Annotated in this window: 26 protein-coding genes; 15 read left to right on the top strand and 11 right to left on the bottom strand. The window is 55.9% G+C overall.

Going from position 1 to position 23,535, the window contains the following annotated elements; all coding sequences use genetic code 11:
- Window positions 1–11 precede the first annotated feature (11 nt).
- A complete protein-coding gene (locus ACZ5FM_RS03895; protein ID WP_464039772.1) occupies window positions 12–644 on the bottom strand; it encodes a LysE/ArgO family amino acid transporter in 633 nt (210 codons plus the stop codon).
- A 250-nt stretch (window positions 645–894) separates the two neighbouring features.
- Between ACZ5FM_RS03895 and ACZ5FM_RS03890 the strand changes: the two genes are divergently transcribed.
- Window positions 895–2,238, top strand: coding sequence for a GGDEF domain-containing response regulator (locus tag ACZ5FM_RS03890; RefSeq protein ID WP_464039771.1), 1,344 nt, complete (start codon window positions 895–897; stop codon window positions 2,236–2,238).
- A 13-nt stretch (window positions 2,239–2,251) separates the two neighbouring features.
- On the opposite strand, the gene ACZ5FM_RS03885 is transcribed toward ACZ5FM_RS03890, so the two are convergent.
- Together ACZ5FM_RS03885 and ACZ5FM_RS03880 are read right to left on the bottom strand one after the other, a co-directional pair.
- The gene (locus ACZ5FM_RS03885) at window positions 2,252–3,013 is read right to left on the bottom strand and encodes an SOS response-associated peptidase (protein WP_250982976.1); all 762 of its coding nucleotides are present in this window, start codon (window positions 3,011–3,013) and stop codon (window positions 2,252–2,254) included.
- Window positions 3,014–3,059: 46 nt separating this feature from the next.
- On the bottom strand, window positions 3,060–3,383 hold the full coding sequence (locus ACZ5FM_RS03880; RefSeq protein WP_464039769.1) for a YnfA family protein: 324 nt from the start codon (window positions 3,381–3,383) through the stop codon (window positions 3,060–3,062).
- Window positions 3,384–3,512: 129 nt separating this feature from the next.
- On the opposite strand from ACZ5FM_RS03880, the gene ACZ5FM_RS03875 reads away from it, so the two are divergent.
- The 9 genes from ACZ5FM_RS03875 to ACZ5FM_RS03835 all read left to right on the top strand — a co-directional run bounded on the left by ACZ5FM_RS03875 (window position 3,513) and on the right by ACZ5FM_RS03835 (window position 9,363).
- The gene (locus tag ACZ5FM_RS03875; RefSeq protein WP_464039768.1) at window positions 3,513–4,193 is read left to right on the top strand and encodes a glutathione S-transferase family protein; all 681 of its coding nucleotides are present in this window, start codon (window positions 3,513–3,515) and stop codon (window positions 4,191–4,193) included.
- A gap of 38 nt (window positions 4,194–4,231) precedes the next feature.
- Window positions 4,232–4,678 carry an NUDIX hydrolase gene (locus ACZ5FM_RS03870; protein WP_275640785.1) on the top strand — a complete coding sequence of 149 codons (447 nt, stop codon included), beginning with the start codon at window positions 4,232–4,234 and terminating at the stop codon, window positions 4,676–4,678.
- A gap of 59 nt (window positions 4,679–4,737) precedes the next feature.
- Window positions 4,738–5,115 (top strand): TIGR02301 family protein, encoded by a 378-nt coding sequence (locus ACZ5FM_RS03865; protein ID WP_275641383.1) that lies wholly within the window; start codon window positions 4,738–4,740, stop codon window positions 5,113–5,115.
- Between the two features lie 106 nt (window positions 5,116–5,221).
- Window positions 5,222–5,479: a hypothetical protein gene (locus ACZ5FM_RS03860; protein ID WP_192487399.1), complete on the top strand. Its 258-nt coding sequence runs from the start codon at window positions 5,222–5,224 to the stop codon at window positions 5,477–5,479.
- A 17-nt stretch (window positions 5,480–5,496) separates the two neighbouring features.
- Window positions 5,497–6,234, top strand: coding sequence for a hypothetical protein (locus tag ACZ5FM_RS03855; protein ID WP_464039767.1), 738 nt, complete (start codon window positions 5,497–5,499; stop codon window positions 6,232–6,234).
- Between the two features lie 177 nt (window positions 6,235–6,411).
- Window positions 6,412–7,260 carry a CAF17-like 4Fe-4S cluster assembly/insertion protein YgfZ gene (ygfZ, locus tag ACZ5FM_RS03850; protein WP_275640784.1) on the top strand — a complete coding sequence of 283 codons (849 nt, stop codon included), beginning with the start codon at window positions 6,412–6,414 and terminating at the stop codon, window positions 7,258–7,260.
- A gap of 38 nt (window positions 7,261–7,298) precedes the next feature.
- Entirely contained in the window at window positions 7,299–7,883 is a 585-nt protein-coding gene (locus ACZ5FM_RS03845; RefSeq protein WP_275641381.1) for an HD family hydrolase, read from the top strand.
- On the top strand, window positions 7,880–8,398 hold the full coding sequence (locus ACZ5FM_RS03840; RefSeq protein ID WP_259145471.1) for a tyrosine phosphatase family protein: 519 nt from the start codon (window positions 7,880–7,882) through the stop codon (window positions 8,396–8,398). Before ACZ5FM_RS03845 ends, ACZ5FM_RS03840 begins: the two co-directional genes overlap by 4 nt.
- Before the next feature lie 140 nt (window positions 8,399–8,538).
- Window positions 8,539–9,363, top strand: a complete 825-nt coding sequence (locus tag ACZ5FM_RS03835; RefSeq protein WP_464039766.1) for a mechanosensitive ion channel family protein — start codon at window positions 8,539–8,541, stop codon at window positions 9,361–9,363.
- A 68-nt stretch (window positions 9,364–9,431) separates the two neighbouring features.
- On the opposite strand, the gene ACZ5FM_RS03830 is transcribed toward ACZ5FM_RS03835, so the two are convergent.
- The 3 genes from ACZ5FM_RS03830 to ACZ5FM_RS03820 all read right to left on the bottom strand — a co-directional run bounded on the left by ACZ5FM_RS03830 (window position 9,432) and on the right by ACZ5FM_RS03820 (window position 12,215).
- Window positions 9,432–10,250 (bottom strand): ABC transporter permease, encoded by an 819-nt coding sequence (locus ACZ5FM_RS03830; RefSeq protein WP_250982982.1) that lies wholly within the window; start codon window positions 10,248–10,250, stop codon window positions 9,432–9,434.
- On the bottom strand, window positions 10,247–11,035 hold the full coding sequence (locus ACZ5FM_RS03825) for an ABC transporter ATP-binding protein (RefSeq protein WP_259145476.1): 789 nt from the start codon (window positions 11,033–11,035) through the stop codon (window positions 10,247–10,249). Before ACZ5FM_RS03825 ends, ACZ5FM_RS03830 begins: the two co-directional genes overlap by 4 nt.
- 148 nt (window positions 11,036–11,183) lie before the next feature.
- Complete coding sequence (locus ACZ5FM_RS03820) at window positions 11,184–12,215, bottom strand: ABC transporter substrate-binding protein (protein ID WP_464039765.1); 1,032 nt, start codon at window positions 12,213–12,215, stop codon at window positions 11,184–11,186.
- 268 nt (window positions 12,216–12,483) lie between these two features.
- On the opposite strand from ACZ5FM_RS03820, the gene ACZ5FM_RS03815 reads away from it, so the two are divergent.
- From ACZ5FM_RS03815 to ACZ5FM_RS03800, 4 genes are all read left to right on the top strand, one after another.
- Window positions 12,484–14,037, top strand: a complete 1,554-nt coding sequence (locus tag ACZ5FM_RS03815) for a VOC family protein (protein ID WP_464040416.1) — start codon at window positions 12,484–12,486, stop codon at window positions 14,035–14,037.
- A gap of 164 nt (window positions 14,038–14,201) precedes the next feature.
- On the top strand, window positions 14,202–17,033 hold the full coding sequence (locus ACZ5FM_RS03810) for a DUF2339 domain-containing protein (RefSeq protein WP_464040415.1): 2,832 nt from the start codon (window positions 14,202–14,204) through the stop codon (window positions 17,031–17,033).
- 61 nt (window positions 17,034–17,094) lie between these two features.
- Window positions 17,095–17,736, top strand: coding sequence for an HD domain-containing protein (locus tag ACZ5FM_RS03805; RefSeq protein ID WP_464039764.1), 642 nt, complete (start codon window positions 17,095–17,097; stop codon window positions 17,734–17,736).
- Window positions 17,737–17,746: 10 nt separating this feature from the next.
- The gene (locus tag ACZ5FM_RS03800; protein ID WP_464039763.1) at window positions 17,747–18,592 is read left to right on the top strand and encodes an MOSC domain-containing protein; all 846 of its coding nucleotides are present in this window, start codon (window positions 17,747–17,749) and stop codon (window positions 18,590–18,592) included.
- 3 nt (window positions 18,593–18,595) lie between these two features.
- On the opposite strand, the gene ACZ5FM_RS03795 is transcribed toward ACZ5FM_RS03800, so the two are convergent.
- A complete protein-coding gene (locus tag ACZ5FM_RS03795; RefSeq protein WP_464039762.1) occupies window positions 18,596–19,036 on the bottom strand; it encodes a GNAT family N-acetyltransferase in 441 nt (146 codons plus the stop codon).
- 159 nt (window positions 19,037–19,195) lie between these two features.
- Between ACZ5FM_RS03795 and ACZ5FM_RS03790 the strand changes: the two genes are divergently transcribed.
- A complete protein-coding gene (locus tag ACZ5FM_RS03790; RefSeq protein ID WP_464039761.1) occupies window positions 19,196–20,410 on the top strand; it encodes an MFS transporter in 1,215 nt (404 codons plus the stop codon).
- Here the strand turns inward: ACZ5FM_RS03790 and recO are convergent.
- The 4 genes from recO to era all read right to left on the bottom strand — a co-directional run bounded on the left by recO (window position 20,407) and on the right by era (window position 23,526).
- A complete protein-coding gene (gene recO / locus ACZ5FM_RS03785; protein ID WP_192487387.1) occupies window positions 20,407–21,159 on the bottom strand; it encodes a DNA repair protein RecO in 753 nt (250 codons plus the stop codon). The genes ACZ5FM_RS03790 and recO overlap by 4 nt on opposite strands.
- Window positions 21,160–21,231: 72 nt before the next feature.
- Window positions 21,232–21,618, bottom strand: a complete 387-nt coding sequence (locus tag ACZ5FM_RS03780) for a response regulator (RefSeq protein ID WP_250982990.1) — start codon at window positions 21,616–21,618, stop codon at window positions 21,232–21,234.
- A gap of 116 nt (window positions 21,619–21,734) precedes the next feature.
- Window positions 21,735–22,487 (bottom strand): Crp/Fnr family transcriptional regulator, encoded by a 753-nt coding sequence (locus ACZ5FM_RS03775; RefSeq protein ID WP_192487385.1) that lies wholly within the window; start codon window positions 22,485–22,487, stop codon window positions 21,735–21,737.
- A 91-nt stretch (window positions 22,488–22,578) separates the two neighbouring features.
- Window positions 22,579–23,526 carry a GTPase Era gene (gene era, locus ACZ5FM_RS03770; RefSeq protein WP_250982991.1) on the bottom strand — a complete coding sequence of 316 codons (948 nt, stop codon included), beginning with the start codon at window positions 23,524–23,526 and terminating at the stop codon, window positions 22,579–22,581.
- Between the last annotated feature and the right edge of the window lie 9 nt (window positions 23,527–23,535).

The following is a 23,535-nucleotide window of genomic DNA, read 5'->3' as shown; positions in this document are numbered from 1 at the left end:
CGCCACTGCTTCTACAGCACGAATTGCTTTACGAACCGGACCAGAAGGCTGAGAGCCAAGAGGCTCATGACCACGCCGATAATGGCATCCAGCACACGCCAGGCGGATGGACGGGCAAATAACGGCGCCAGATAACGGGCGCCGTATCCCAAGGCAAAAAACCACACGAATGATGCGACGACGGCACCTGCACCATAGGCGACACGTGCACCTCCCTCGTAGGCCGCTGACAGGCTGCCCAGCAGAACCACAGTATCCAGATAGACATGCGGGTTAAGGAAGGTGAATGCCAGGCAGGTCATGACCGCAGCGCGCAGGCCCAGCCCTCGTGAATTATCGGCCTGCATGACGCCCGGCTTCAACGCACGGCGGAAAGCCAGAAAACCGTAACAAGCCAGAAAGAACGCACCGCCCAGCGTCACCACCGCAATCAAAATGGGTGACTGCGACACTAGCGTTCCAAGGCCGGCAACACCTGCGGCAATCAGCAAGGCGTCGGACAGCGCGCAGATCAGGCACAGCAGGAAGACATGATTGCGGATAAGCCCCTGTCGCAGAATGAAGGCATTCTGGGCGCCGATTGCGACGATCAGGGAGCCCCCCAGCAGAAAACCGGCAAGGCTGGCAGACATTAAAGGCGGCATATCTCTGTTTTCCTGAAATTCATGCGGGGCTCTCAGCCATCCGCGAGGCGGGCTCTGCGTCATTGGACAATGACAAATTTACTACTGGCTTCCCGCAAGTATTATCAAGCCCAGCGTCGAGGGTTTCTGAGAAACCACACATAGGAATTGGAAAGTGCTGCGACCTTTCGTCCGTGTTAAGTTATCCTAAGATATTGGTAATCCACCTTCATTATCTGACTCGTGAAGAGTAACGGCCAGGGGGAATGCTATGTCTTACGTACGGGATAACCGGGATGCGCACTACACTGACGTGAGCGCCCTGCCCCACAAGATCTTGCTGGTCGAAGATTCCATTGCGCTGTCGATGTTGCTGAAGCAACGGCTGGAAGGCGAAACCAGCGCCGAGGTCATTCATTGCGATACTATGAAGGCAGCCGCTGCTCTGATTGCCGAACATGAATTTACCCTTGCCTTGACCGGTTTGAACTTGCCTGACGCACCTGATGGCGAGATTCTCGGGCTGCTTTCGGCCGCCAGAATTCCAACAATCGTGTTTACCGCGACATTCGATGAACAGGCGCGCAAGCGTTACACCGAGAAGAAGATCATCGACTACATCATCAAGGACGGCCATCGGACGGTGGATGCTGTCATCAAAACAGTTGAGCGGATTATCACCAACCGGCTGTTTTCCGTTCTCGTTGTGGATGATGCTCGCTCTGCCCGCTCAGGGCTGGTTGAAATACTCGAACGGCAGAACTTCCGCGTTATAGAAGCTCTCAGCGGCAAACAGGCACTCGACATTCTGCAAGAAGATGAGACAATCGAGCTGGTGATTACCGATTACCATATGCCAGACATGGACGGTTATCAGCTGACCCGCAAGGTTCGCGAATATCGCAGCTCGGAAGACCTGCGCATTATCGGCGTGTCATCCTCGACGGACCGCCTGCTGTCAGCAAGCTTTTTGAAAGCTGGCGCATCGGACTTCATCTACCGGCCTTTTGTGTTGGAGGAACTGCAATGCCGTATCGACAACAACATTGAGACGCTGAAGCAGTTAAAGCGCCTGCGGCATCTGGCCGAACGTGACCACCTGACCAACCTGCCGAACCGCCGCTCCTTCTTTGAGAAGACCAAGTTGATGATGGCGGATTTGCAAAAGAACAATGGCAAAGGTGCGCTTGCCATTCTCGACATCGATCATTTCAAGAAGATCAATGACACCTATGGCCATGATGCAGGCGACCGCACGTTGAGAAACATCGCTGCCCTGCTGGCTGAAAGCTGCGAGACAAACAAACATCTTCCCGCCCGTATTGGCGGAGAAGAATTTGCAATTTTCCTGAGAGGTTTCGATGCAACACAGGCTCGCGCATTTTGCGAGACCCTGCGTGAGGCCGTCGAGACCGCCGGCGTGCAGCTTACGGGCACCGAAATAGCCGTGACGATTTCACTGGGCGTAGTCGAAATCGAAAAGGGTGAACCTTTCGACAACCAGTTGAATGCCGCAGACCAACTGCTCTACATGGCCAAGAGCAATGGCAGAAACCGGGTATTTGCCGATCTCGACATTCTCAGCGGCTTCACGGAGCTTACCAAAGCGCACTAGGCTATGTCGCTGTTTAAAACAGTGACATCTGGCCAGAGTCCGGCCCCGTTTTCTTTTCCTTCTGCGGAAGCGTTTCCTCCACCGGTTCAAGAAGATCAGGGCCGACATTGCCGACCTTGTTCACCTTGTCGGATACCGGAATAGCTTCAAAAAAATCCTCATCCGCTGGCACCATCAGGTCCGCCACCTCACGTGGCTCTTGCGTCTTGCAGTCCAGCCAGCGGCTGAAATCTTCCGGCGCAATAACCACAGGCATCCGATCATGAATACGGCTGATCGACCGATTCGCGGAAGTGGTGAGAATGGCCGCCGTGTCGACCTCGGAACCATCGGCCGAAGACCATGTTTCGAGCAGACCCGCAAAGGCAACAACACCACCGCGTTTCGGTTTGATGAAATAGGCCTGCGGTTTGCCGCCTTCATCCTTGTCAGGACGTCTCCATTCGTAAAATCCACTGGCCGGAACAAGCACACGACGGTGGCGCATGGCCGCACGAAACGACGCCTTGCCTATTGCGGTTTCGGCTCGAGCATTGATCAGCAAGGGAAAATCACTGGGATCTTTCAGCCAGCCGGGCAACAGCCCCCAACGCGCCAGCACCGCCTGCCGTCTCGGCAGGTTGCTGCCGGGCTGCGAGGTTTCTGATTCCACCACGACAAGGATCGGCTGGGTGGGGGCGATGTTGTAACGCGCGGGAAAGTCATCAAGCTCGATGAGGCTTAGAAACTCAGCGAGTTCGTCGGGCGTTGCCAGCAATACAAATCGTCCGCACATGTTATTTTCCTCCGGCAACCAGTGTCACGGCATCGGCAAAATGATCTCAGGCACGCGGCCCAAACAAAATGAGACTTGCACCAGCAAGGCAGATGGCGCCGCCCGCGAAATCCCATCTGTCAGGTGACTGGCCTTCGACACCCCATAACCAGAAAAGTGAGGCAACAATATACATGCCGCCATAAGCGGCATAAGCCCGCCCCGCCACTTCAGACGGCACCAGTGTCAGCAACCACGCAAAGGCGGCCAAAGCGACCATGCCCGGCACTAGCCACAGCACCGATTTTTCCAGCCGCAGCCATGCCCAGAAAGTAAAACATCCGGCAATTTCGGCCAATGCGGCGGCGGCATAGATCAGATAAATCTTCATTGGTTCGGTTTTCGGCCCGGATGAGATGTTGCGTCACACGAAAGACATAGTGATTCCCCGCTTATGATAGCGGTTTGGGGCTGCTGCTAAAACACGCCAGTCCAGGTGCAATCTTGGGAAACCCGAGCGATGACACTCACCTTGCACATGCATCCGCTTGCCTCGTTCTGTCACAAGGTGCTGATTGCACTTTATGAGAACGACACCGAGTTTGAAAAATCACTGATCGATTTTTCCGACGCCCAGTCCACGCAAAAACTTATCGACCATTGGCCGGTCGGCAAGATACCGGTGTTGGAGGACCAGCGGCGTCATCAGGTGCTGGGTGAAACCAGCATCATCATCGAATATTTGCAGCAGCACTACCCTGGCGACACAAGGCTATTGCCGAGCGCCCCGGATGCGCAGCTGGAGACACGCTTATGGGATCGGTTCTTTGACCTCTATGTCAGCGTTCCGATGCAGAAGATTGTCACGGACAAAATAAGGCCGGAAGGCAATCAGGATGCCTTTGGAGTGAACGAAGCGCGCCAGACGCTGAATACCGCCTATGAAATGCTGGAACGACAACTCACCGGCAAAATCTGGATATGCGGAGAAGAGTTCACACTGGCAGATTGTTCTGGTGCCCCTGCCTTGTTCTATTCGTCTATCGTCCATCCTATCGGACCGGGCAAACCGGCACTGGATCGTTATTTCGAACGGCTCATGCATCGCCCTTCGGTAAAACGTGTCATCGCCGAAGCACGCCCCTGTTTTGCAATGTTTCCCTTCCATGAAGACATTCCAAAGCGCTTCATGAACGATTAAGCATGTATCGCAGACATCATACGCACAGGTCCTTTTCCATGCCGCAGCCTCGTCCCGCCTCTTCCGCAATCGTCACACGCGGTGACCGCATGTTGCTGGTCAGGCGCAAGAACCCGCCATCGGCGGACATGTTCGCCTTTCCCGGCGGCAAGGCAGAGCCGGGTGAGAGACCGGAAGACGCGGCACTGCGTGAATTGCTGGAAGAGACTGGCATCGAGGCCCGCAATCCACAGCTTTTTGCCACCTATGATCTGAAGCCTGAAACGGCAAGCGGCGCCGCCTCCAGCCACTATTTCCTATCGGTATTTCTGGTGGAAGCAGACCATACGGCAGAAGCGGTTGCCAATGATGATGCGGCAGATCCCGGCTGGTACACGGTGGAGGAAGTGCGTGATCTGCCGGTTCCGCCAAGCGTTCTGGAATGCTGTGAACGCGTGGCCAAGCAATTGCGCTCATTACAGAATCGCGGCATGAAACCACAATGAGCAAACCACGATCACGACTTTCAGCATCGTCTGCATTTTGCGCAACGCTGTTTGTTGCCATGGGTGCGTTTGCGCAACCGTCAGCCCCGTCGGCCACTGCTCCATCAGGTTCTGCGCCTGCCAATTCAGCCTCGACAGCTTATGATCAAAAGCTGTCACGTCTGGCCGAAGTCACAGGCGCCGTGCATTACCTGCGCAACCTTTGCCAAAAGGATGTCAAGGAAGACTGGCGCAAAGCGATGAGCGATCTTTTGGCCGCAGAAACGGCCAACGAACCGGAAAGACGGCAGAAATTGACCGCCGCCTTCAACCGTGGATACCGCTCATTTGCTGCTGTTTATACCGAATGCACACAGGCTGCTGTGGTGGCCGAAGAGCAATACCGTAACGAAGGTGCAACACTTGCGTCAGAAATTGCTTCTCGCTTCGGAAATTAGGAAATAATTAACCTGTTTTTACCGCAACCCGTGCCGTTTTGATAAAAGGCTGTTAGAGTTGTTAACGAGGTGGTAAGACTTCAACCGTCTCGACGAGGAAGAAAGTATGCAAGAAAGCCGCAACGACATCGCCGAAATGATTGTTCACGAGAAGATGCAGGTCGCTCTGGAACACCAGAACGAGGCCTGGGCCGACGGTATGGCCGACGGCATCGAACCGGAAATCATTGCCGACGCTGCCATTGCACTGGCCATGCGCGAAACGATTCGCCTGCATGGTGAGGCTGGAGCAGAAGCCATGCTCGAATCACTGCGCCAAAGAATGCTGGCAGGCGAATTTTCCCCGACCCGCACCATCCAGTAAAACCGGAGGGTAGCATTATGACGTTTCGTGTGAGGGAAGAACTGGCCCTGTCGGCAGCTATTTTTGCTGCGTTTCTGGTGACAGCCCAACCGGTATTTGCGCTTTCAGAACTCAAGAACATGCCTGATCAGTCCACCAGCGAGAGTGCACAGAGCGCACCGCAGGTGACTGAGCCGAATACCGTAGAGGGTGATTCGGACGGCGGCATTCCCATGCCGAGCCCATTGATCGATAAATCTGCTGGCACCAACGACCAGACGGCCGGTGAACCGGACGAAGATCAGCCTGTTGTTTCCGATATTCAGCACGACAATACCAAGGCCCCTGCCGCCGTGCAGCGCCTGCGTCAGCTAATTGTTGAAGCGTCGGCCACAGGCGACATCGAAAAGCTGCGTCCGCTGGTCAATCCCGGCCCGAACCAGGCTCAGATTACCGGCGACGACGGGGATGACCCGATTGCTGCGCTGAAAAGCTTCTCCGGCGATCCTGACGGGCTGGAAGTTCTGGCCATTCTTCTCGATCTGTTGTCCACCGGTTATGCCCATATGGATGCCGGCACCCCGGAAGAAATGTATGTCTGGCCTTACTTTGTGGGCAAATCACTGAATGAGTTGACCGCACCTGAAAAGGTCGAGTTGCTGCGCATCATCACCGCGGGTGATCTTGCCGACATGCAGGAATACGGCACCTACAGCTTTTACCGCATCGGCATCACGCCGGATGGCCAGTGGAAGTTTTTCACCGCAGGCGACTGAGCTGAAAGCAGATGCATTGGATAATGTGGCAAGCATGGCTTGCCGCAAGAACGTTCAATGCCTAAATCCCTGACATACAGTCTTGCCTTGTGTTGACTGATCCCTTTTCGCCGACTGTCGTCAGTGCGACGGGATATCGCCATCCATCACACCTGACACTTCAACAGGAACACATCCATGTCCTCCGCCTTTTTACCGCAGCAGCGCCAGATCGAGATTACGGGCAAAGACGCACAGGAATTCCTGAACAATCTCATCACCACTGACGTTGAGAACCTGCCGGAAAACGAGGTGCGCGCTGGCGCCCTTCTGACACCACAAGGCAAAATCCTGTTTGATTTCCTGGTGTCGCGTGAGGCGGACGGTTTTATTCTCGAAACCGATAGCAGCCAGCTGGACGCACTGATCCGCCGCCTGACCATGTACAAGCTGCGCGCAGCCGTTGAGATCAAACCGCACGCGCAGGACGGTGTCAGCGTTTTCTGGGATGGCGACAAACCTGAAGGTGCAAAACTGGATAGCCGCTTTGCCAAGGCAGGCATTGAGCTCTATCGCGCAGCCGGTGCCTCGGCTAGCGGCGCAATTGAGCCCTATGATGCGTTGCGGATTTCCGTTGGCATTGTTCATTCGGGCGCAGACTACGCCCTGCAGGATGCCTTTCCGCATGACGTGCTGATGGACGTCAATGACGGTGTATCCTTCAAGAAGGGCTGCTTCGTCGGACAGGAAGTCGTTTCGCGCATGAAACATCGTGGCACGGCCCGTAGACGTGTGGTGATCGTGGAGAGCGATGCTCCCCTTCCCGCTGGTGGCACCGATTTGACGGTCAATGGCAAAACGATTGGCACACTCGGCAGTGTGTCCGGCAATAACGGTGTGGCGATTGTGCGTATTGACCGCGTGGCAGATGCTCTGGCTACCGAGACGCCTATCCTGGCGGGCGAGACGCCTGTCAAACTCACATTGCCTGCGTGGAGCGGTTTGAGCTTCCCTGCCGCGGAACCCACAGCCAGCGCGGAGGAATAAGGTTGGCCGCGAAGCTCAACACCCGCGCATGGCAACGGATGTTGTCCGGCCGCCGCCTCGACCTGCTGGACCCCTCGCCGCTTGATGTTGAAATTGCTGACATTGCCCATGGTCTTGCCCGCGTTGCGCGCTGGAACGGCCAGACCCACGGCAATCACGCATTTTCGGTTGCGCAGCACAGCCTTATCGTTGAGACAATTTTCAGCCGCAGCAATGATGCTACGCCAGACGAAATGCTGATGGCCCTGCTGCATGATGCACCGGAATATGTGATCGGCGACATGATTTCACCGTTCAAGTCGGTGGTGGGCGGTGGTTACAAGTCGGTGGAGAAACGGCTGGAGGCGGCCATTCATCTGCGCTTCTCGTTGGCGCCGCACCCATCCAGCGAGCTCAAGGACCGCATCAAGAAGGCCGATACGGTTGCGGCCTATTTCGAAGCGACCGAGCTTGCGGGCTTTTCGATGACCGAAGCCAAAAAATTCTTTGGCCAACCCCGTGGTATTACCTGCGACATGCTGTTGATTGACCCTTTGCCGGCCCTTGAGGCCCAGCACCTGTTCATTGAGCGTTTCAACGCCATTGAAGCCTTGCGCACCCAGCAGAAAAGCGGTGTTGCATGACCGCAATTGTTGTTTCACCACTGGGGCGAATTGCCGAAATGGCGGTACGCCACAAGTCTCGTGAAATGGTCAGCCTGCTGGCCGAGAAACAGGATTTCCATCGCCCTGCGGTCATTCTTGCAGAGCGTCACCTGACGCTTGCGATGAATGACATCAGTTTTGCCGGCACCGGTAATTTGATCGCCCCGCAGGATGGTCATATCCAGAACCTGATCGATTTTGCGAAGAGTTGGGATCAGTCGGCTCCGCTGCTGGTCCACTGCTGGATGGGGGTCTCCCGGTCTCCGGCTGCTGCTGCCCTTGTTTCTCTGGCACTCTATCCAGAGCAGAATGAACAGGATCTGGCAAAACGTTTGCGGCAGGCTTCACCCTATGCAACACCCAATTCACGGATCATCGAAATTGGCGACCGCCTGCTGAACCGTGATGGCCGATTGGTTGCCGCCTTCAAGGCTATTGGCCGGGGCGCCGATACAGATGGAAATGTTCCCTTTGTACTTCCATTGAACGGCTGACGACACCCAACGGCAGGTTTGACTGGCTCGAAGCACGCGTTGCGCGCTATATAAAATGCACTGCATTTTTGGCGGAACCATTTCCAATCTTTGTCGTTGGCAATTTGAACATTCAGGAAACAGGGCTTCAGAATAGTTTCATGGAACAACAAGCTACGGAATTTTTTGTCGCTTCGCAGGCGGCTCTTGGTCAGGCAAGCGCGCTGCTTGTGCAATATTCCTTCTCGATCGTGGGCGCTTTGTTGCTCTTGTGTATCGGCTGGTTGGCGGCATCGTTCGTGCAGCGCTGGGCTTTCGAGGGCCTGTCACGTATTCGCGGTTTTGACGAAACGCTGGCGCGGTTTTTCTCCGGTGCTATCCGATATGTGATCCTTATTCTGGTCATCGTCATGGTGCTTGGCCAGTTTGGCGTGCAGACCGCCTCTATTCTGGCGGCTCTTGGTGCTGCAGGTTTGGCCATCGGTCTTGCCCTGCAAGGCACTCTGCAGAATATTGCTGCCGGTATCATGCTGCTGGTGCTGCGCCCGTTTCGGGTTGGTGAATATATTGAAACCAGTGCTGTCAGCGGAACTGTGATCGAAATTGGCCTGTTTGCCACCGAGCTGAAAACCAGTGACGGACTATACAGACTGGCGCCAAACTCGACGCTGTGGAATGTGCCGATTACCAATTACAGCCGATTTCCATCGCGTCGCCATGAGTTAAGCGTGACCGTACCAAAGGGCGAAAGCCTGGCAGAGGCGCAGGACACGCTGATGAATGTCGCACGTTCCAACAGCCGCGTGCTGCTGGATCCGGCCCCTGTCACCTTCATTGATTCCGTCAGCGGCGATACCGCCACTGTGAAATTACGTTACTGGGCACGCAGCGAAGGCTGGTGGGCAACGACGCGTGACATGACGAAAGCGATGAAAGTGGCCTTTGACGAACGGTCCGAAGTCACAGCGTCACAACCCGCCGAATAGCTGGCATAGCATTCCAAAAGAAAGGCCGATTGTGAAATCGGCCTTTTTCGTTGCAGTGAATTTGTGGCTCATTGCCCCATGGTGGAGCGATGCGCCCAACCGGTCATGCGTCTTTCAAGCCAGGCCATGACCGCGTACATGACGATGCCTTCTATCGCCAGCATCAGCAGGCCAGCAAACACCAGGGGCACGTTGAACTGGCTCTGCGCGGAACTCATCATATTGCCCAGACCGTAATTGGAAGCCACCGTTTCTGAGACGACAGACCCTACGAAGGCGAGCGTGATGGCGATTTTCAGCGATCCAAAGAAATAGGGCATGGAGCGCGGGATACCCACCTTCAGCATGATATCCATTTTCTTCGCGCCAAGCGCTCGCAGCACATCCTCGGTTTCCGGCTCGATGGTCGCAAGACCGGTGGCAACATTCACCACGATCGGGAAGAAGGAAATCAGGAAGGCAGTCAGGACAGCCGGCACCGTGCCGATACCAAACCAGATGACAAGAATTGGCACCAAGGCGACTTTCGGAATGGCATTAAAACCGATCATCAGCGGATAAAGCCCGGCATAAATGGTCTTTGACCAACCAATGAACAGGCCGATAGCCAGACCTGCGACAACCGCCAGAATGAAACCGAGCGTCGTCGTGTAAAGCGTCTGTAGCGAGTTTTTCCAGATGGGTGACCAATATTGGGCGATGGCCTGAAACACCCGCGTCGGCGACGGCAGGATGGTCGGCGGCATATCCAGCGCCTTGACCAGCAGTTCCCACGAAAGAAATAGTGCCAGCGTATAAAGCCACGGCGCCGCCTTGACCCAGTTGACGCGGGCGATCAGAGGTTTTGGACGTTCCGTGGCGATCCCGGTTTCGACGAACGCACTCATGCGGCTACCCTCGCCTTTGCAATTTCACCATGCAGTTCGTGCACCATGTCGTTAAAACCATGCTCATACATCAGGTCCAGTTGTCGGGGCCGGGCAAACGGCACCGTATGTTCTTTCAGGATACGGCCCGGTCGGGCCGTCATCACAAAAATCTTGTCCGCCAGAAATACCGCTTCACGCAGATCATGCGTGACGAGAATAATGGTGACGTTCTGGGCTGCGTGAAGATCGCGGATCACACACCATAGTTCTTCACGGGTGAATGCATCCAACGCGCCAAACGGTTCGTCCAGCATCAGCAGTTCCGGCTCATGGATCAATGCGCGGCACAAATTGGCGCGCTGCTGCATACCGCCTGAGAGCTGCCAGGGAAACTTCGAGCCAAATCCTTTCAAGCCGACAATCTCCAGCAGGCGTTCTGCCTTGGCGACATATTCGGCCTTGTTTGCACGCAGGCGATGACGGTGCTTTTCGACGATTTCCAGCGGCAACAGGATGTTTTCCAACGTCGTGCGCCATGGCAGCATGGTCGGGTTCTGGAACGCCATGCCGACAATCGACACAGGCTGTGTCACCTGTTTTCCGGCAACAATCACGTGACCAACCTGCGGAATGTGCAGGCCGGTTACCAACTTCATAAGCGTCGATTTTCCACACCCCGAAGGCCCGACGACCGCAGTGAATTGCCCCTTGTCCACGGTGAGGTTTAGACCTGAAACGGCAAGCGTTCCCGCCGCGCCGCCATAACGCATGTCAACGTTATCGATTTCAACCAGATGAGCCATGTTCCCAGTCCCTGTAATTCTGACGCTCACCTGCATGGGCGGGGACCGGGCGATTATTGCCCCTCCCGGTCCATTCACCATGCAAGTTTATGAGCGTTGGTAGATGCCCGGGAACAGCCCGGGCATAACGATGCGAGTTTGCGGCCAATCAAGGCAGCATGCGGTCTTCCTTGGCTGGCAGATAGCTCGCGTCAAAAACCTGTTCAGCCTTGACGTTGCCTTTGAGGCCAAGCGAAATCTTCAGTGTTTCGATCGAGGCAGCCAGACGCTCCGGATCAATACCGCCCATGCCGTTTTCAACGACGTAAGGTGTCTTGATGTTCATGGCATTGGCCATGTTGAGGCGCTCAAGTTCGATCTCGCTGTTGAGGGTTTCATTGCGCGCAAGAACGGCTGCGACGCCCTCTTCCGGCTTGGCCACAGCATCAGCAAACCCCTTGGCGAGAGCCTTGAGGAAACCCTTGACGGCTTCTGGATTTTTCTCGGCAAAATCAGTGTTTACCAGCACGGCGTTGCCATAAAGGTTCAAGCCGTTTTCAGCCATCAGAATGGTGGCGATATCATCGTCAGAAATACCCTGCGCCTTCAGGTTCAAAATGACCGAGAATGCAAAACCGAAGACCGCATCGACATCACCCTTGGCCAGCATCGGCTCACGCACCGGGAAGCCAATTGATTCGATGGTGATCTTGCTGTCATCAAGAGCAGCCACTTCCTTGAAGGCCTTCCACTGGGCAAACGCGCCATCTGGCGGTGGCGCACCAAGCTTCTTGCCTTCCAGCGACTTCGGGTCTGTGGTGACGCCGAGCGACTTGCGGCCAACAACCGCAAATGTCGGGCGCTCATAAACCATGTAGACGGCCTTCACCTTCTGGCTTGGGTCTTCATCCAGGAATTTCATCACCGAGTTGATGTCGCCAAAGCCCATCTGGTAGGCACCAGTGGCAACACGCGGAATGGCTTCCACCGAACCGTTACCGCTATCGATGGTGACATCCAGTCCCTCGGCCTTGAAGTAACCCTTGTCAACCGCCAGCAGGAAGCCGGCAGCCGGACCTTCAAACTTCCAATCGAGCGTGAACTTGATTGGCGTTTCGGCAAAAGCCGGTGCAGCGAATCCGACCGAAAGGCCGAGAGCCGTAAATGTCGCGATTTTCGAAAACAACCTGCGCGTTAACATTGTTCTTCCCCCTGGAAGTTTTTGATTGAATTAGCCTTATCAAATCCAATTCAAACTCAAGGCGCAAGTGAAAAACGCACATAAAATATGCTATATTTAATGATGTTTATTTTTTAATCATTCACCAGCAAGACAAAAAGCACAACGCACGCTTTTTGCGCAAAACTTTCACCTCCTAGTGATATCCACACCCCTGCCCTTGCGTAATGTCAGGTGACGCGACCATATGGTGCAGAGCTGACAAGGATTGAAGAAAGGTCGTTTGAGCATGATCGCGGATGCAGGCATTCATCACATCACCATGATTGCCCGAAAGGTACAGGCCAATGTCGACTTCTATGCCGGATTTCTCGGCCTGCGCCTCGTCAAACGCACCGCAGGTTTTGAAGATGCGATGCAGCTGCACCTGATCTATGGCGATCACTCCGCAAGCCCCGGTTCCCTCGTAACGTTCCTGATCTGGGAAGATGGTGGTCAAGGCCGTGTGGGTCACGGGCAAACGCTCGAAGTATCTCTGGCGATTGATCCCGCCAGCATTGGCTTCTGGTTGACCCGCGCACTAACGGCAGGCATTCGCACCGAAGGCCCGATGGAGGAATTTGGCGAACCGGTCATACGGCTGAAAGATCCTGACGGAATCATCGTCAAGCTTTGTGGCACGACCGCATTTGCCGAGGCCGACCCGCATGAAGCGCCGGGCATTCCGCGTGAGCATGCCATCCGCCGCATCCGTGGCGCGACGATGCTCAGCGAAGCGCAGGATGAGACCCAGAGCTTTCTGTCCCGCTATTTCGGTTATCTTTTCACACAACAGCAAGGCGCCATCCGCCGCATGGTTTCGGCTTCCGGCGATATTATCGATGTGCGCGATGCTACCGGTTTCTGGTCGAGCGCACCCGGTACCGGCACGGTTGACCACATTGCCTTTCGCGCCCGTAACGACGACGAATTGAACAGCGTGCATGCCGAGTTGAAAAAGCTGAACTCCAGCGTCACCAATGCCCATGACCGCAAATATTTCGCCTCACTCTATGTGCGTGAGCCCGGCGGCGTGCTGATCGAAATGGCGACCGATGGTCCCGGCATGACCATTGACGAAGCGCCCGACAGACTCGGTGAAGCGCTGTTCATTCCACCCGATTTTGAGGCCGACGCTGAGGCTGCCCGAGTTTCCCTGCCGCAATTTGCAATGCCGGGCGATGAGCGGGTGATTTACCGCGAATTGCCGTTCGTGCACCGCTTCTACACACCGCAGCAACCGGATGGCAGCGTATTGATATTGCTGCATGGTTCCGGCGGCAGCGAAACGAGCCTTATGCCTCTCGCCGCAAAAGCGGCACCAAACGCCACCCTGCTTGGGGTGCGCGGTCGCAGCACCGAAGAGGGCATTGCCCGCTGGTTCCGACGGTTTGGCAATTCATCCTTTGACCAGAACGATATTGCCCGCGAAGCCGAGGCCTTTGCCGCCTTTGTCGAGGGCGCGATTGCCGCCTACGGCATTGATGTCAAAAAACTGCGTTTCATCGGTCACTCCAACGGTGCCAACTTCCTGGCGGCATTTTTTGCGCTTCACCCGCAGTTTGCGGCCGAGACACTTCTACTGCGGGCCATGCCGGTGTTGGAACATTGGCCGGCCGCGGATTTGAGCGGCCGCAAAATCCTGCTCTCAGCCGGAGAGACCGACAGATACCGCGATCAGACTGTGCGTCTTTCCGAGATATTGTCAGGCGCAGGCGCAGAAATACGGCTGGAAACCGCGCCTCAGGGACACGATATCGGTGCATTCGATATTGAGTTGGCTAAATCATGGCTTGCACAATAAATTCGCACACACGTATAAAACCGGATGAGGCACAGGAATGAACAGTGCTTCCGGACATGTTTTGTCACGGAAACGCCCCTCATTCCTGTTTATGCGCTGTTTAGCAGACATGGCCACGCGCTCGTGTTTCTGAACCGCTATAATCGGGAGAGTGACTATTGGAAATGCTCGTTCTGCTGGCCGTAGCATATGTGGCCGCCTTTATCTACACGCTCGTTTCCAGCTTCCGCAGTGCCAGCCGCATCAATGTCCTTGAACGAGAAGTCAAGGCGCTGAAAAGAATGCTGGCAACTGGCCAGTCGCCCGTGGCAACGCAAGAGAGCCTGCAGGCCGAGGCAGAACAGCAGGACGCTTTCCTTGGCGCAGGTGTGCCAGCAAACGACATTACCGCCTCCGACCTCACGCTTGGACCACAAGAGCAGCAACCCTCACGCTCCGCTGATCTCGTCGCGCAGGATGTGGCACAGGACCAGAATGTTGTCACAGAGACACTACCAGAACAGCCGCCAGCAGCAGCAACCTTGCCGCCGCGCGAAAGCTTTGAAAACCGTCTAGGCGCGCGCTGGGCGGTTTGGGCCGGTGGCATTGCGCTGGCCTTGGGTGGCATATTCCTTGTCAAATATTCCATTGAAAGCGGACTGCTCAGCCCTGCCGTACGCCTTGCTCTGGCCGGTATCTTCGGCCTTCTGTTGTGGGCCGCCGGTGAAGCCATTCGCCGCAAAGCTGTCCCCAGCGTAACTGCCGCCTATTCAAACGCCATGATTCCCGGCGTTCTGACGGCTGCAGGCTCACTCACCTTGTTTGGCGTGGTCTATGCCGCCTATGGAATCTACGAGTATATCGGCCCGGCAACAGCCTTTATAACGCTTGGTCTGGTGGCCTTTGCCACTCTTGGACTTTCGCTGCTGCATGGGCAGGCACTGGCCGGGCTTGGTCTGTTTGGCTCCATGTTAACGCCAGCACTGGTTTCGACCGAGACACCCAACATCTGGGCGCTGTTCATTTTCCTGACCATTTCCTGGGCCGCCACCGCATTCGCCTGCCGCAGCCAGAACTGGAAAATTGTCCCGGCACTTGCCAATGCCGGCCTTGGTCTCTGGGCGCTTGGTTATATCGGCGCCAGCGATATCGTTGACCTGACACCACCGACACTTGCCTTGCTAGCAATGCTGGCTGGAACCATCTTCCTCTGGCCGGGCAAGGCGTTTGATGGACAACTGCAACAACAGGAAAGCGTCGCAGAGACGGATCCGCCGCAGAACACCGCACCTGACAGATTGTCCGTGCGCATGCTGAAACTGGCAGCGCGCCACCCGATCGCTATCAGCCTGACCGCATCACTGGCGGCGATCCTGCCTGCCATGGCCATGGTCCTGACAGCCGCGTCGACAAATATTCATCCAAGCTTTGCCACGGCAAGTGTGATCGCTGCCCTCGCGGCGCTCGGTGCCAGCCGGCATTTTGCGGTCTGGCCTGCGGTATTTTCCGCACTTGGCGCCCTTGCCATCGTCACACTGACCACCCGTAGCGTATTCTATTTCTCGGGAATGATTACCGGCACCAACATTGCCCTGCCGGCAGTCGCACAGGGCAATGGTACCGATATTGCCATCGCACTCGGCCTTGGCGCCATTTTCCTGCTGTGCAGCTTTGCCTTCCTCAAGCGCAAGGGCGAGCAAGATCCTGACTTTGCGTTGCTTTGGGCCGGCATTGCAGCCATCATCCCCGTATGGCTCGGCACAATTAGCTTTGTTGAATATGGTAACCTGACCCGCGACTGGCTGCACGCAGCCTATGGTCTGGCACTTGGCCTTATCCTGATTGCCGGGGCGGAGTGGCTGCACAGGCAGGACAAGGATGCAGCTTATCGGATGCCGCTCAACCTGCTGGTGACAGGCTCATTTATCGCCTTCGTCTTTACCCTGCATACGCTGACCGATGGTTTGGCAACAACCGTACTGCTTTCCGTGCTGGGCTTTGTCTATGTTCTGGCCACACGTTGGCGCACATGGGACGCCCTGCCATGGATCATGGCCATCGCCAGCGTCGGCGTTCTTGGCCGCATCGCCTGGGAACCGACAATCGTCGGACCACAAAACCTTGGGCTGACGCCGGTATTCAACGCGCTGCTGCCCGGCTATGGCATTCCCGCGGTGCTGGCCATCGCTGCCGCTTACCTGCTGCGCAACTGGCCGGAAAACCGCATCAAGAACTTCCTGCAGGCCATTGCCAGCCTTATGGGCCTGCTGGCGATTGCCATCCTCGTTCGACACGCCATGAATGGCGGCATACTGAACGACGCGGTTCCGACACTTGGTGAACAGTCGATCTATACGCTTTTGACCATCGGCATGTCCGGCGTGTTGATGACGCTCGACCTGAAATCACCAAGCCCGATCTTCCGTATTGGCTCGATGATTGCCGGTGCCATTGCCATGGTCAATGTTCTGACCATGCATTTCGGCACACTGAACCCCTATTTCAGCGGTGAAAATACGGGACCATGGCCGTTCCTCAACCTGCTGCTGATCGGTTATCTGTTGCCCGGGATCGCCTATGGCGGACTTGCCTACTACGCGCGCGGCAAACGCCCGTTTGCCTATGTGGTGATGCTGGCACTGTCTGGTGCAGCACTTCTGTTTGCCTGGGCAACGCTGTCGGTGCGCCGTTTCTGGCAGGGCGAAAATATCGCCAGCTGGAAAGGCTTCCTGCAGAGCGAAACCTACACCTATTCGGTTGTATGGCTGGCAATCGGCGTTCTGCTGCTGGCGCTCGGCTCGAAATTTGATGCCAAGAGCCTGCGCCTTGCTTCCGCAGGTCTAGTGCTGCTGGCGGTTGCCAAAGCCTTCCTTATTGACATGAGCAACCTTGAAGGTGTGCTGCGTGCCCTCTCCTTCATTGGCCTGGGTGTGGTGCTGATCGGAATTGGTCTGTTCTACCAGAAGATACTGACCGGAAAATCAGCGGCGGCAGTTCTCGCCGAAAGCAAGACGTGATGCAGATTGCCATGGCCTGCACTTGGTTCTAAACAGCGGAAAAATTCCAAGGAAAGAACATATGCAGGCCCAATCCTTCGCCCCCTTCGCTTCGCTTGCCGAGCATTTGATTCCTCACGCAACCGACGGCGATGACGGCTCGCATGATCTGGCCCATATCCACCGGGTGTTTCGCAACGCAATGCGTATTCATGCGACCGAAGGCGGCAATGGACCTGTTCTGGTGGCAAGTGTGTTGCTGCATGATTGCGTGGCCGTTGAGAAGAACTCACCGCTGCGGGCACAGGCCTCACGACTAGCAGCGGAAAAGGCCGAAGGCATATTGCTGGCGCTGAATTGGCAGACCGCAGATATCGAGGCGGTAAAACACGCCATTACCACGCACAGTTTTTCCGCCAATCTGGAGCCGCAGACGCTGGAAGCAAAAATCCTGCAGGATGCGGACAGGCTGGACGCCATTGGCATGGTGGGGGCAGCCCGGTGTTTCTATATTGCTGGTCGGTTGGGTTCAGCACTTTATGACCCGCAAGACCCGCTCGCCAGAGAACGCCCCCTTGACGACAGGACATTTGCAATAGACCACTTCCAGACGAAGTTGTTCAAGCTGGCCGACGGTTTCAAGACGGAAACCGGAAGGGCGCTGGCCAAGGAACGGCATGACAGACTACAGCAGGTGCTGGATCTGTTTCTGGATGAAATCTGAGGAGGTTTGCATGCGCATATCGGCGCTGAATATCTACCCGCTGAAAAGTGCGCGCGGCATTCCGCTTTCGCAAAGCCCTATCACCTGGGAGGGTTTGCCCGGCGATCGCCGCGCGATGTTTGTGCATGCTTCCGGTCAGTTCATTACCCAACGCGAATTGCCATCCATCGCGCGGATTACCGCCTTGCAGTCCGGCAGCGGACTGCGCCTGTCCACCGACACGGATGGCGAGATTCTCGCCCTGCCCTCGCCAGAGCGCATGGATGTTGTGGTATGGAAATCGACAGTCAATGCGGCCGTGGCGCCGGACGAGATCAACACCGTGCTGTCAGGATGGATGGGCACCGAACTCAAGCTGGTGTTTTTTGATGAGGCGTCCACGCGTATCGCCTCTGAAGAATGGGCTGGCGATGAAACGCCCGTCACCTTTGCCGACGGCTATCAGATCCTCGTCACGACAACTGCGTCGTTGGCTGCACTCAATGAAAACATGGCCGCCAATGGCGAAGATGGTATTGGCATGGATCGTTTCCGTCCCAACATCGTGCTCGACACGGATGAGCCATGGGCGGAAGACCGCTGGGCAGCATTGGACATCAACGGCATCCGTTTTGATCTGGTCAAACCCTGTGCCCGCTGCATCATGACCACTCAGGACCAGTTGACTGGTTCGCGCGAGGGTGCGTCGCCAATGAAGGCGATGGGACGGTTGCGCATGTCGGCCGACCGCCGTGTGCCCGGCCCGCTTTTCGGTTGGAACGTCACACCGCGTGGTGAAGGCCAGATTGCCGTGGGTGACACGGCAACCATTATCGAAAGCCGCAATGACGGCTGGGCAATCAAGAAGCGCGGTTAAACCTCAACCGCGCTTTTTCTCGTAACGAACATCACTCTTGTCATCGACGCCAACGGCAATCCAGTTGCGTTTCTGGTAAAAGCCATTGGCGCGAATATCCGGGGATGCATCCGTCTCCAGCCAGATGGTTTCATGGCTGGCAAACAGGGCTTTCTCGGCTTTATCCATCAGTAGATTGCCAAGGCCACGGCCTTCAAATGACGGTTTCACGAACAACGCAAATACCGAGGCGTCTTCAAAGTCCACGATGGCGAAGGCAGCCGGCTGCCCGTCCACCTCGGCAATCCAGCCGCATTCTGCACTCTCCAGCGTTTCGGTCACCACATCCTGCGAGATGCCCATCTCCAGCAGTTGTTCATGCGTCAGATGGTTCTGCGTTACACTCGTCCGGATATCAAAAATGGCGTCGACATCAGCAGAGCGGGCACGGCGAACACATATCATTGGCTGAGATTTTCCTTTTAAATACAACATAGAATGGTGGCGATGCTTTTGACACCAAATGCAGTTTCCATCAACGCGCATTATGCACAACCTCAACAAAACTGATTGGCGCGAAAATATGATGAAAGCTAATATGGGCGCCTATCAGGAGATTACTGAATGCCCGATTCTATCCGCCAGCCGATGCCCTGGCTCATCATCATTGCCGGATCGCTGATTGCTGTCATGACCTTTGGCCCGCGCTCGGCCATGGGCTTTTTCCAGCTGCCAATGTTGCAGGACACTGGCTGGGATCGCTCGACCTTTGGGCTTGCCATGGCGTTGCAGAACCTGTTCTGGGGCATCGGCCAGCCGTTTTTCGGTGCGCTTGCCGATAAATATGGAACAGGCCGTGTGCTTATTCTGTCCGGCATTCTTTACGCTGCGGGTCTGGTGTGCATGTCTTTTGGCACATCACCCTTCTGGCTGCATTTTGGCGGCGGCGTACTGGTCGGCCTTGGCATTGCCGCCGGTTCGTTCAGCGTCATCCTGTCGGCCTTTGCCCGCAATGTGACGCCGCAGCAGCGCGCGATGGCGTTTGGTATCGGAACGGCCGCCGGTTCTGCCGGCATGTTCCTGTTTGCGCCCATCAGCCAAGGCCTGATTTCGGCCTATGGCTGGTCCGACAGCCTTGTCTATATCGGTGCAATGATGCTCATCGTGCCATTGCTGGCATGGCCGCTGCGCGGCAACGCCACATCCGGCACGCAGTCACAGGCGCAGTTTAAGCAAACGGCTGGCGAGGCCCTGCGGGAAGCTCTTGGCCACAAAAGTTATTTGTTGCTGACAACCGGCTTTTTTGTCTGCGGTTTTCAGGTGGCCTTTATCACCGCCCACTTCCCGGCCTATCTCGGTGATATCGGCATTGAACCACGTTACGCTGTCATTGCCATGGCACTGATCGGTTTCTTCAACGTCATCGGCTCGCTGGCGGCAGGTTACATCAGCCAGCGTTACTCCAAGCCTTATTTCCTTGCCTATATCTATATTGGCCGCTCGATTGCCGTGACGGCCTTTCTGCTGCTGCCGCAGACGCCGCTTTCAGTTGTCATTTTCGCTGCCGTGATGGGTCTGTTGTGGCTGTCCACCGTTCCGCCAACCAATGCACTGGTCGCCATTATGTTCGGCACGCGTCATTTGGGCATGCTCGGTGGCGTGGTGTTTCTCTCGCACCAGATCGGCTCATTCCTTGGCGTCTGGATGGGCGGCTACCTCTACGATATTCTCGGGTCTTACGATCTCGTATGGTGGCTTGGTGTCGGAATGGGTATCTTTGCAGCCATTGTTCACTGGCCAATCCGCGAACAGGCGGTTGAGCGACCAGCGATCGCCTAATCCAGCACTGGCTGCTGGACAGCCATCAACGCTTTTAATGCCGCCTGGACGAAACCGTCTCGGGCGGCATTGTCGTTTAGGCCACGCGGCTCATAAACATGGCGGTTGAGGAAATGACCGGTCAGTCGGAAAGCGGCGGTCAGGCTCTCACAGGTGGCGGCAGCTCTGCCCTGATGCCCAAGGAACGGCGGCAACATCAACATTCGGTCTGCATAGGGTTGACCGGCAGCACGACACACAGCACGCCCGGTTTTGGGTGAGACATAGACAAGTTCGTCGCGCGTGCCGGTTGCGGCACACTCACTCAAATCCAGTCCAAAACCGAGATCGTTCAGCACGGCGAGCTCAAACCGCACGAACAGTTCCCCGGCATCGGCGGGATTGGTCATGTTTTCAAGAATCACATTCATCGCTTCAAACAGATGCGGATGCGGATCACGTTCGGGCAACAATCTGAGAAGCGCACCCATGGCCTGCACACCATAGACCGCCGTTGCGGTTTCCATCAACTGGGCGGCGCGCAAGCGCACCGGCTCCATGCGGTATTCACCAAGATGGTCATGCAGACGCGCACGCCAGGTCACATCAACCAGATTGCCCGGCTGCAACACCGGCTGCATGCTACGGGAACGACCGGACCGAACCATGCCCAAATGGCGGCCACGCGAACGGCTCATCACCTCGGCGATAACACTCGTTTCGCCGTGGCGCTTCACGCCAAGAATGATTGCCTCGTCCTGCCACTGCATGGAATAAACTGCCGCTATGCTGATTCAAGTCACTCTACAGCATCGGCCCGTGAAGCGAAATTGCTTTACAGACTATCGCGCCTCAGACGAGGCGCGTTTTTCATGTTTGCCGAGAATGCCGGACACAAAGGTCGCAAATTCGCCGTCATCAAACGGTTTGCCCAGCACTACCGCCTGCTTCAAATCCTCGGGGAAGCCACTCGTATCGTTGTAACCGCTGATAAAGCCGAAGGGAATTTGCCGCTCGCCCAGCGCACGCGCCAGATCAAAGCTGTTTTCTCCTGCGATGTTCACGTCCAGAAACACGCAATCATAAATGTGCGTTTCCAGAGCCGTAACTGCGCCTGCAATAGATGTCGCGATGTCAACCGTATCGAACCCCATACCAAGCAAGGTTGTCTCGATATCCAGCGCGACGAGATATTCATCTTCCAGCACGAGAGCTCGTTGCCGCACCATATCTTTTCTCTATCCTCACCCGTCTGCCCGGCCCTCGCAACACTGCGACCCGTATTATGGAATCGCAAATACGGACCACGACGTCATTTAAAAAAGACATGTTCCTGGGCGTTAGCTCAGATAAACGGCCGACTCTGTTTGTCGTCACCGTCCCAACCCGCAACCGCCGCCAGACCTGCCTCATCCAGCACGAGACAGCCTTTGTCCGTCCAGCGCAACAGATTGCGATCGGAGAGTTTGCGCAGGGTCTTGTTGGTATGCACGATCGACAGGCCCAGCGTATCGGCCACATGTTGCTGGGTGACCGGCAGAGTATCTTCCTTACCAAGCAGATTGACCGCACGCGCCTTGCTGTAAAGAAATGCAATCAGGTAGGCGGCACGCTCCAGCGCAGTGCGTCGACCGATGCTGAGCAAGTGACTGTCCAGCATTCTCTCCTCACTGGCGGCAATCCAGGTCAGGTCATAGGCAAGCGTCGGATGATCGGTGAAAAGGTTGTTCAGCCTGCCACGTTCAAAAACGCACAAGGTGACCGGAGAGAGCGCTTCGACAGAATGCTGCATCTCTCCCATAACCGTGCCCTGAAGACCGACAAGATCGCCAGGCATGAGGTAATTGAGGATTTGCCGGCGCCCATCCTCCAGCGTCTTGTAGCGAAATCCCCAACCGTCGAGCACGGTATAAAGGTGGGCGCTGTGCGATCCTTCCATCAGGATCAGCGCGCCAGGTTCAACGGTCAGTTCACCGGTTTTGAAACGAGATACAAATGCGAGTTCACTACCAGAAAAATCTCGAAAATGCGGCATGTGCCGCAAGGGACACTTTTCACATGGGGTGGTTGACGATCCAGCTGGACTTCGAGGGGCCATTGATCCTCAGAACGGTTGTGAACAATTAAGTTATGCGATTACCAACTCGTACACTTAAAAATTGTTCCAACCGTCCCGTTGAAAATCAGCCTTATCCCCTTGGGAATTCCAGACCCATTTCGCGGAAGCGTTCCGGGTCATTGCCCCAGTTCTCGCGCACCTTCACGAATAGGAAGAGATGCACCGTCTGCTCGAGGATCTCAGACAGTTCCTTTCGGGACGCGGTTGAAATTGCCTTGATCGCATCGCCGTTTTTGCCAAGGGCGATTTTTTTCTGGCTGTCGCGCTCGACATAGATCACCTGTTCGATGCGAACAGAACCATCCTTGCGCTCTTCCCACTTTTCGGTTTCGACATGCGATGCATAAGGAAGCTCCTGATGCAGACGCAGGAACAGCTTTTCACGGGTGATTTCAGCAGCCAGCTGGCGCATCGGCAGATCGGAAATCTGGTCTTCCGGATAATACCAAGGGCCTTCCGGCAGCTTTTCCGCCAGATAATCCATCAGGTCATCACAGCCGGAACCATTGGTGGCCGAAATCATGAAGGTGCGCTCGAAATTCACTTCGGCATTGGCAGCGGCCGCCAGCTTCAGAAGATCTTCGCGTTGCACCTGGTCGATCTTGTTGAGGCACAGGATCTTTGGCTGTGGCACATCTTTGAGGCCGGTGAGAATGGCTTCCGCATCGCCTTTAAGACCGCGCTCACTGTCGATCAGCAACAGAATGACATCCGCATCCTTGGCACCACCCCAGGCCGACGTCACCATGGCGCGGTCCAGCTTACGGCGTGGTTTGAAAATGCCAGGCGTGTCCATGAACACGATCTGGGCATTGTTATGAATGGCGATGCCACGCATCACGGCGCGTGTCGTCTGCACCTTGTGGCTGACGATGGACACCTTTGCACCGACCAGCCGGTTTACCAGCGTCGATTTGCCGGCGTTGGTCGGGCCGATAAGCGCAACAAACCCGGAATGGGTTGGCCCGGCGGCAACGGTTTCGTCGCCCAGGCCTTCAGTGTTTTCATGTTCGGTCATAATGTCCAA

It is taken from the genome of Agrobacterium sp. 5Ca50 (genome assembly GCF_055381905.1).
Note: the sequence above shows the minus strand (reverse complement) of the source record. Positions and strands in the feature narration are given on the sequence as shown.

Excerpts from the sequence above, each read along its gene's own strand:
- ACZ5FM_RS03885 (WP_250982976.1), bottom strand. The coding sequence starts at position 3,013 with ATGTGCGGACGATTTGTATTGCTGGCAACGCCCGACGAACTCGCTGAG.
- ACZ5FM_RS03860 (WP_192487399.1), top strand. The coding sequence starts at position 5,222 with ATGCAAGAAAGCCGCAACGACATCGCCGAAATGATTGTTCACGAGAAG.
- ACZ5FM_RS03895 (WP_464039772.1), bottom strand. The coding sequence starts at position 644 with ATGCCGCCTTTAATGTCTGCCAGCCTTGCCGGTTTTCTGCTGGGGGGC.
- ACZ5FM_RS03835 (WP_464039766.1), top strand. The coding sequence starts at position 8,539 with ATGGAACAACAAGCTACGGAATTTTTTGTCGCTTCGCAGGCGGCTCTT.
- ACZ5FM_RS03890 (WP_464039771.1), top strand. The coding sequence starts at position 895 with ATGTCTTACGTACGGGATAACCGGGATGCGCACTACACTGACGTGAGC.
- ACZ5FM_RS03775 (WP_192487385.1), bottom strand. The coding sequence starts at position 22,487 with ATGGCCCCTCGAAGTCCAGCTGGATCGTCAACCACCCCATGTGAAAAG.
- ACZ5FM_RS03800 (WP_464039763.1), top strand. The coding sequence starts at position 17,747 with ATGCGCATATCGGCGCTGAATATCTACCCGCTGAAAAGTGCGCGCGGC.
- ACZ5FM_RS03815 (WP_464040416.1), top strand. The coding sequence starts at position 12,484 with ATGATCGCGGATGCAGGCATTCATCACATCACCATGATTGCCCGAAAG.
- ACZ5FM_RS03870 (WP_275640785.1), top strand. The coding sequence starts at position 4,232 with ATGCCGCAGCCTCGTCCCGCCTCTTCCGCAATCGTCACACGCGGTGAC.
- ACZ5FM_RS03820 (WP_464039765.1), bottom strand. The coding sequence starts at position 12,215 with ATGTTAACGCGCAGGTTGTTTTCGAAAATCGCGACATTTACGGCTCTC.
- ACZ5FM_RS03865 (WP_275641383.1), top strand. The coding sequence starts at position 4,738 with ATGGGTGCGTTTGCGCAACCGTCAGCCCCGTCGGCCACTGCTCCATCA.
- ACZ5FM_RS03810 (WP_464040415.1), top strand. The coding sequence starts at position 14,202 with ATGCTCGTTCTGCTGGCCGTAGCATATGTGGCCGCCTTTATCTACACG.
- ACZ5FM_RS03840 (WP_259145471.1), top strand. The coding sequence starts at position 7,880 with ATGACCGCAATTGTTGTTTCACCACTGGGGCGAATTGCCGAAATGGCG.
- ACZ5FM_RS03855 (WP_464039767.1), top strand. The coding sequence starts at position 5,497 with ATGACGTTTCGTGTGAGGGAAGAACTGGCCCTGTCGGCAGCTATTTTT.
- recO (WP_192487387.1), bottom strand. The coding sequence starts at position 21,159 with ATGCAGTGGCAGGACGAGGCAATCATTCTTGGCGTGAAGCGCCACGGC.
- ACZ5FM_RS03875 (WP_464039768.1), top strand. The coding sequence starts at position 3,513 with ATGACACTCACCTTGCACATGCATCCGCTTGCCTCGTTCTGTCACAAG.
- ACZ5FM_RS03845 (WP_275641381.1), top strand. The coding sequence starts at position 7,299 with ATGTTGTCCGGCCGCCGCCTCGACCTGCTGGACCCCTCGCCGCTTGAT.
- ACZ5FM_RS03805 (WP_464039764.1), top strand. The coding sequence starts at position 17,095 with ATGCAGGCCCAATCCTTCGCCCCCTTCGCTTCGCTTGCCGAGCATTTG.
- ACZ5FM_RS03830 (WP_250982982.1), bottom strand. The coding sequence starts at position 10,250 with ATGAGTGCGTTCGTCGAAACCGGGATCGCCACGGAACGTCCAAAACCT.
- ACZ5FM_RS03790 (WP_464039761.1), top strand. The coding sequence starts at position 19,196 with ATGCCCGATTCTATCCGCCAGCCGATGCCCTGGCTCATCATCATTGCC.
- ygfZ (WP_275640784.1), top strand. The coding sequence starts at position 6,412 with ATGTCCTCCGCCTTTTTACCGCAGCAGCGCCAGATCGAGATTACGGGC.
- ACZ5FM_RS03825 (WP_259145476.1), bottom strand. The coding sequence starts at position 11,035 with ATGGCTCATCTGGTTGAAATCGATAACGTTGACATGCGTTATGGCGGC.
- ACZ5FM_RS03880 (WP_464039769.1), bottom strand. The coding sequence starts at position 3,383 with ATGAAGATTTATCTGATCTATGCCGCCGCCGCATTGGCCGAAATTGCC.
- era (WP_250982991.1), bottom strand. The coding sequence starts at position 23,526 with ATGACCGAACATGAAAACACTGAAGGCCTGGGCGACGAAACCGTTGCC.
- ACZ5FM_RS03795 (WP_464039762.1), bottom strand. The coding sequence starts at position 19,036 with ATGATATGTGTTCGCCGTGCCCGCTCTGCTGATGTCGACGCCATTTTT.
- ACZ5FM_RS03780 (WP_250982990.1), bottom strand. The coding sequence starts at position 21,618 with ATGGTGCGGCAACGAGCTCTCGTGCTGGAAGATGAATATCTCGTCGCG.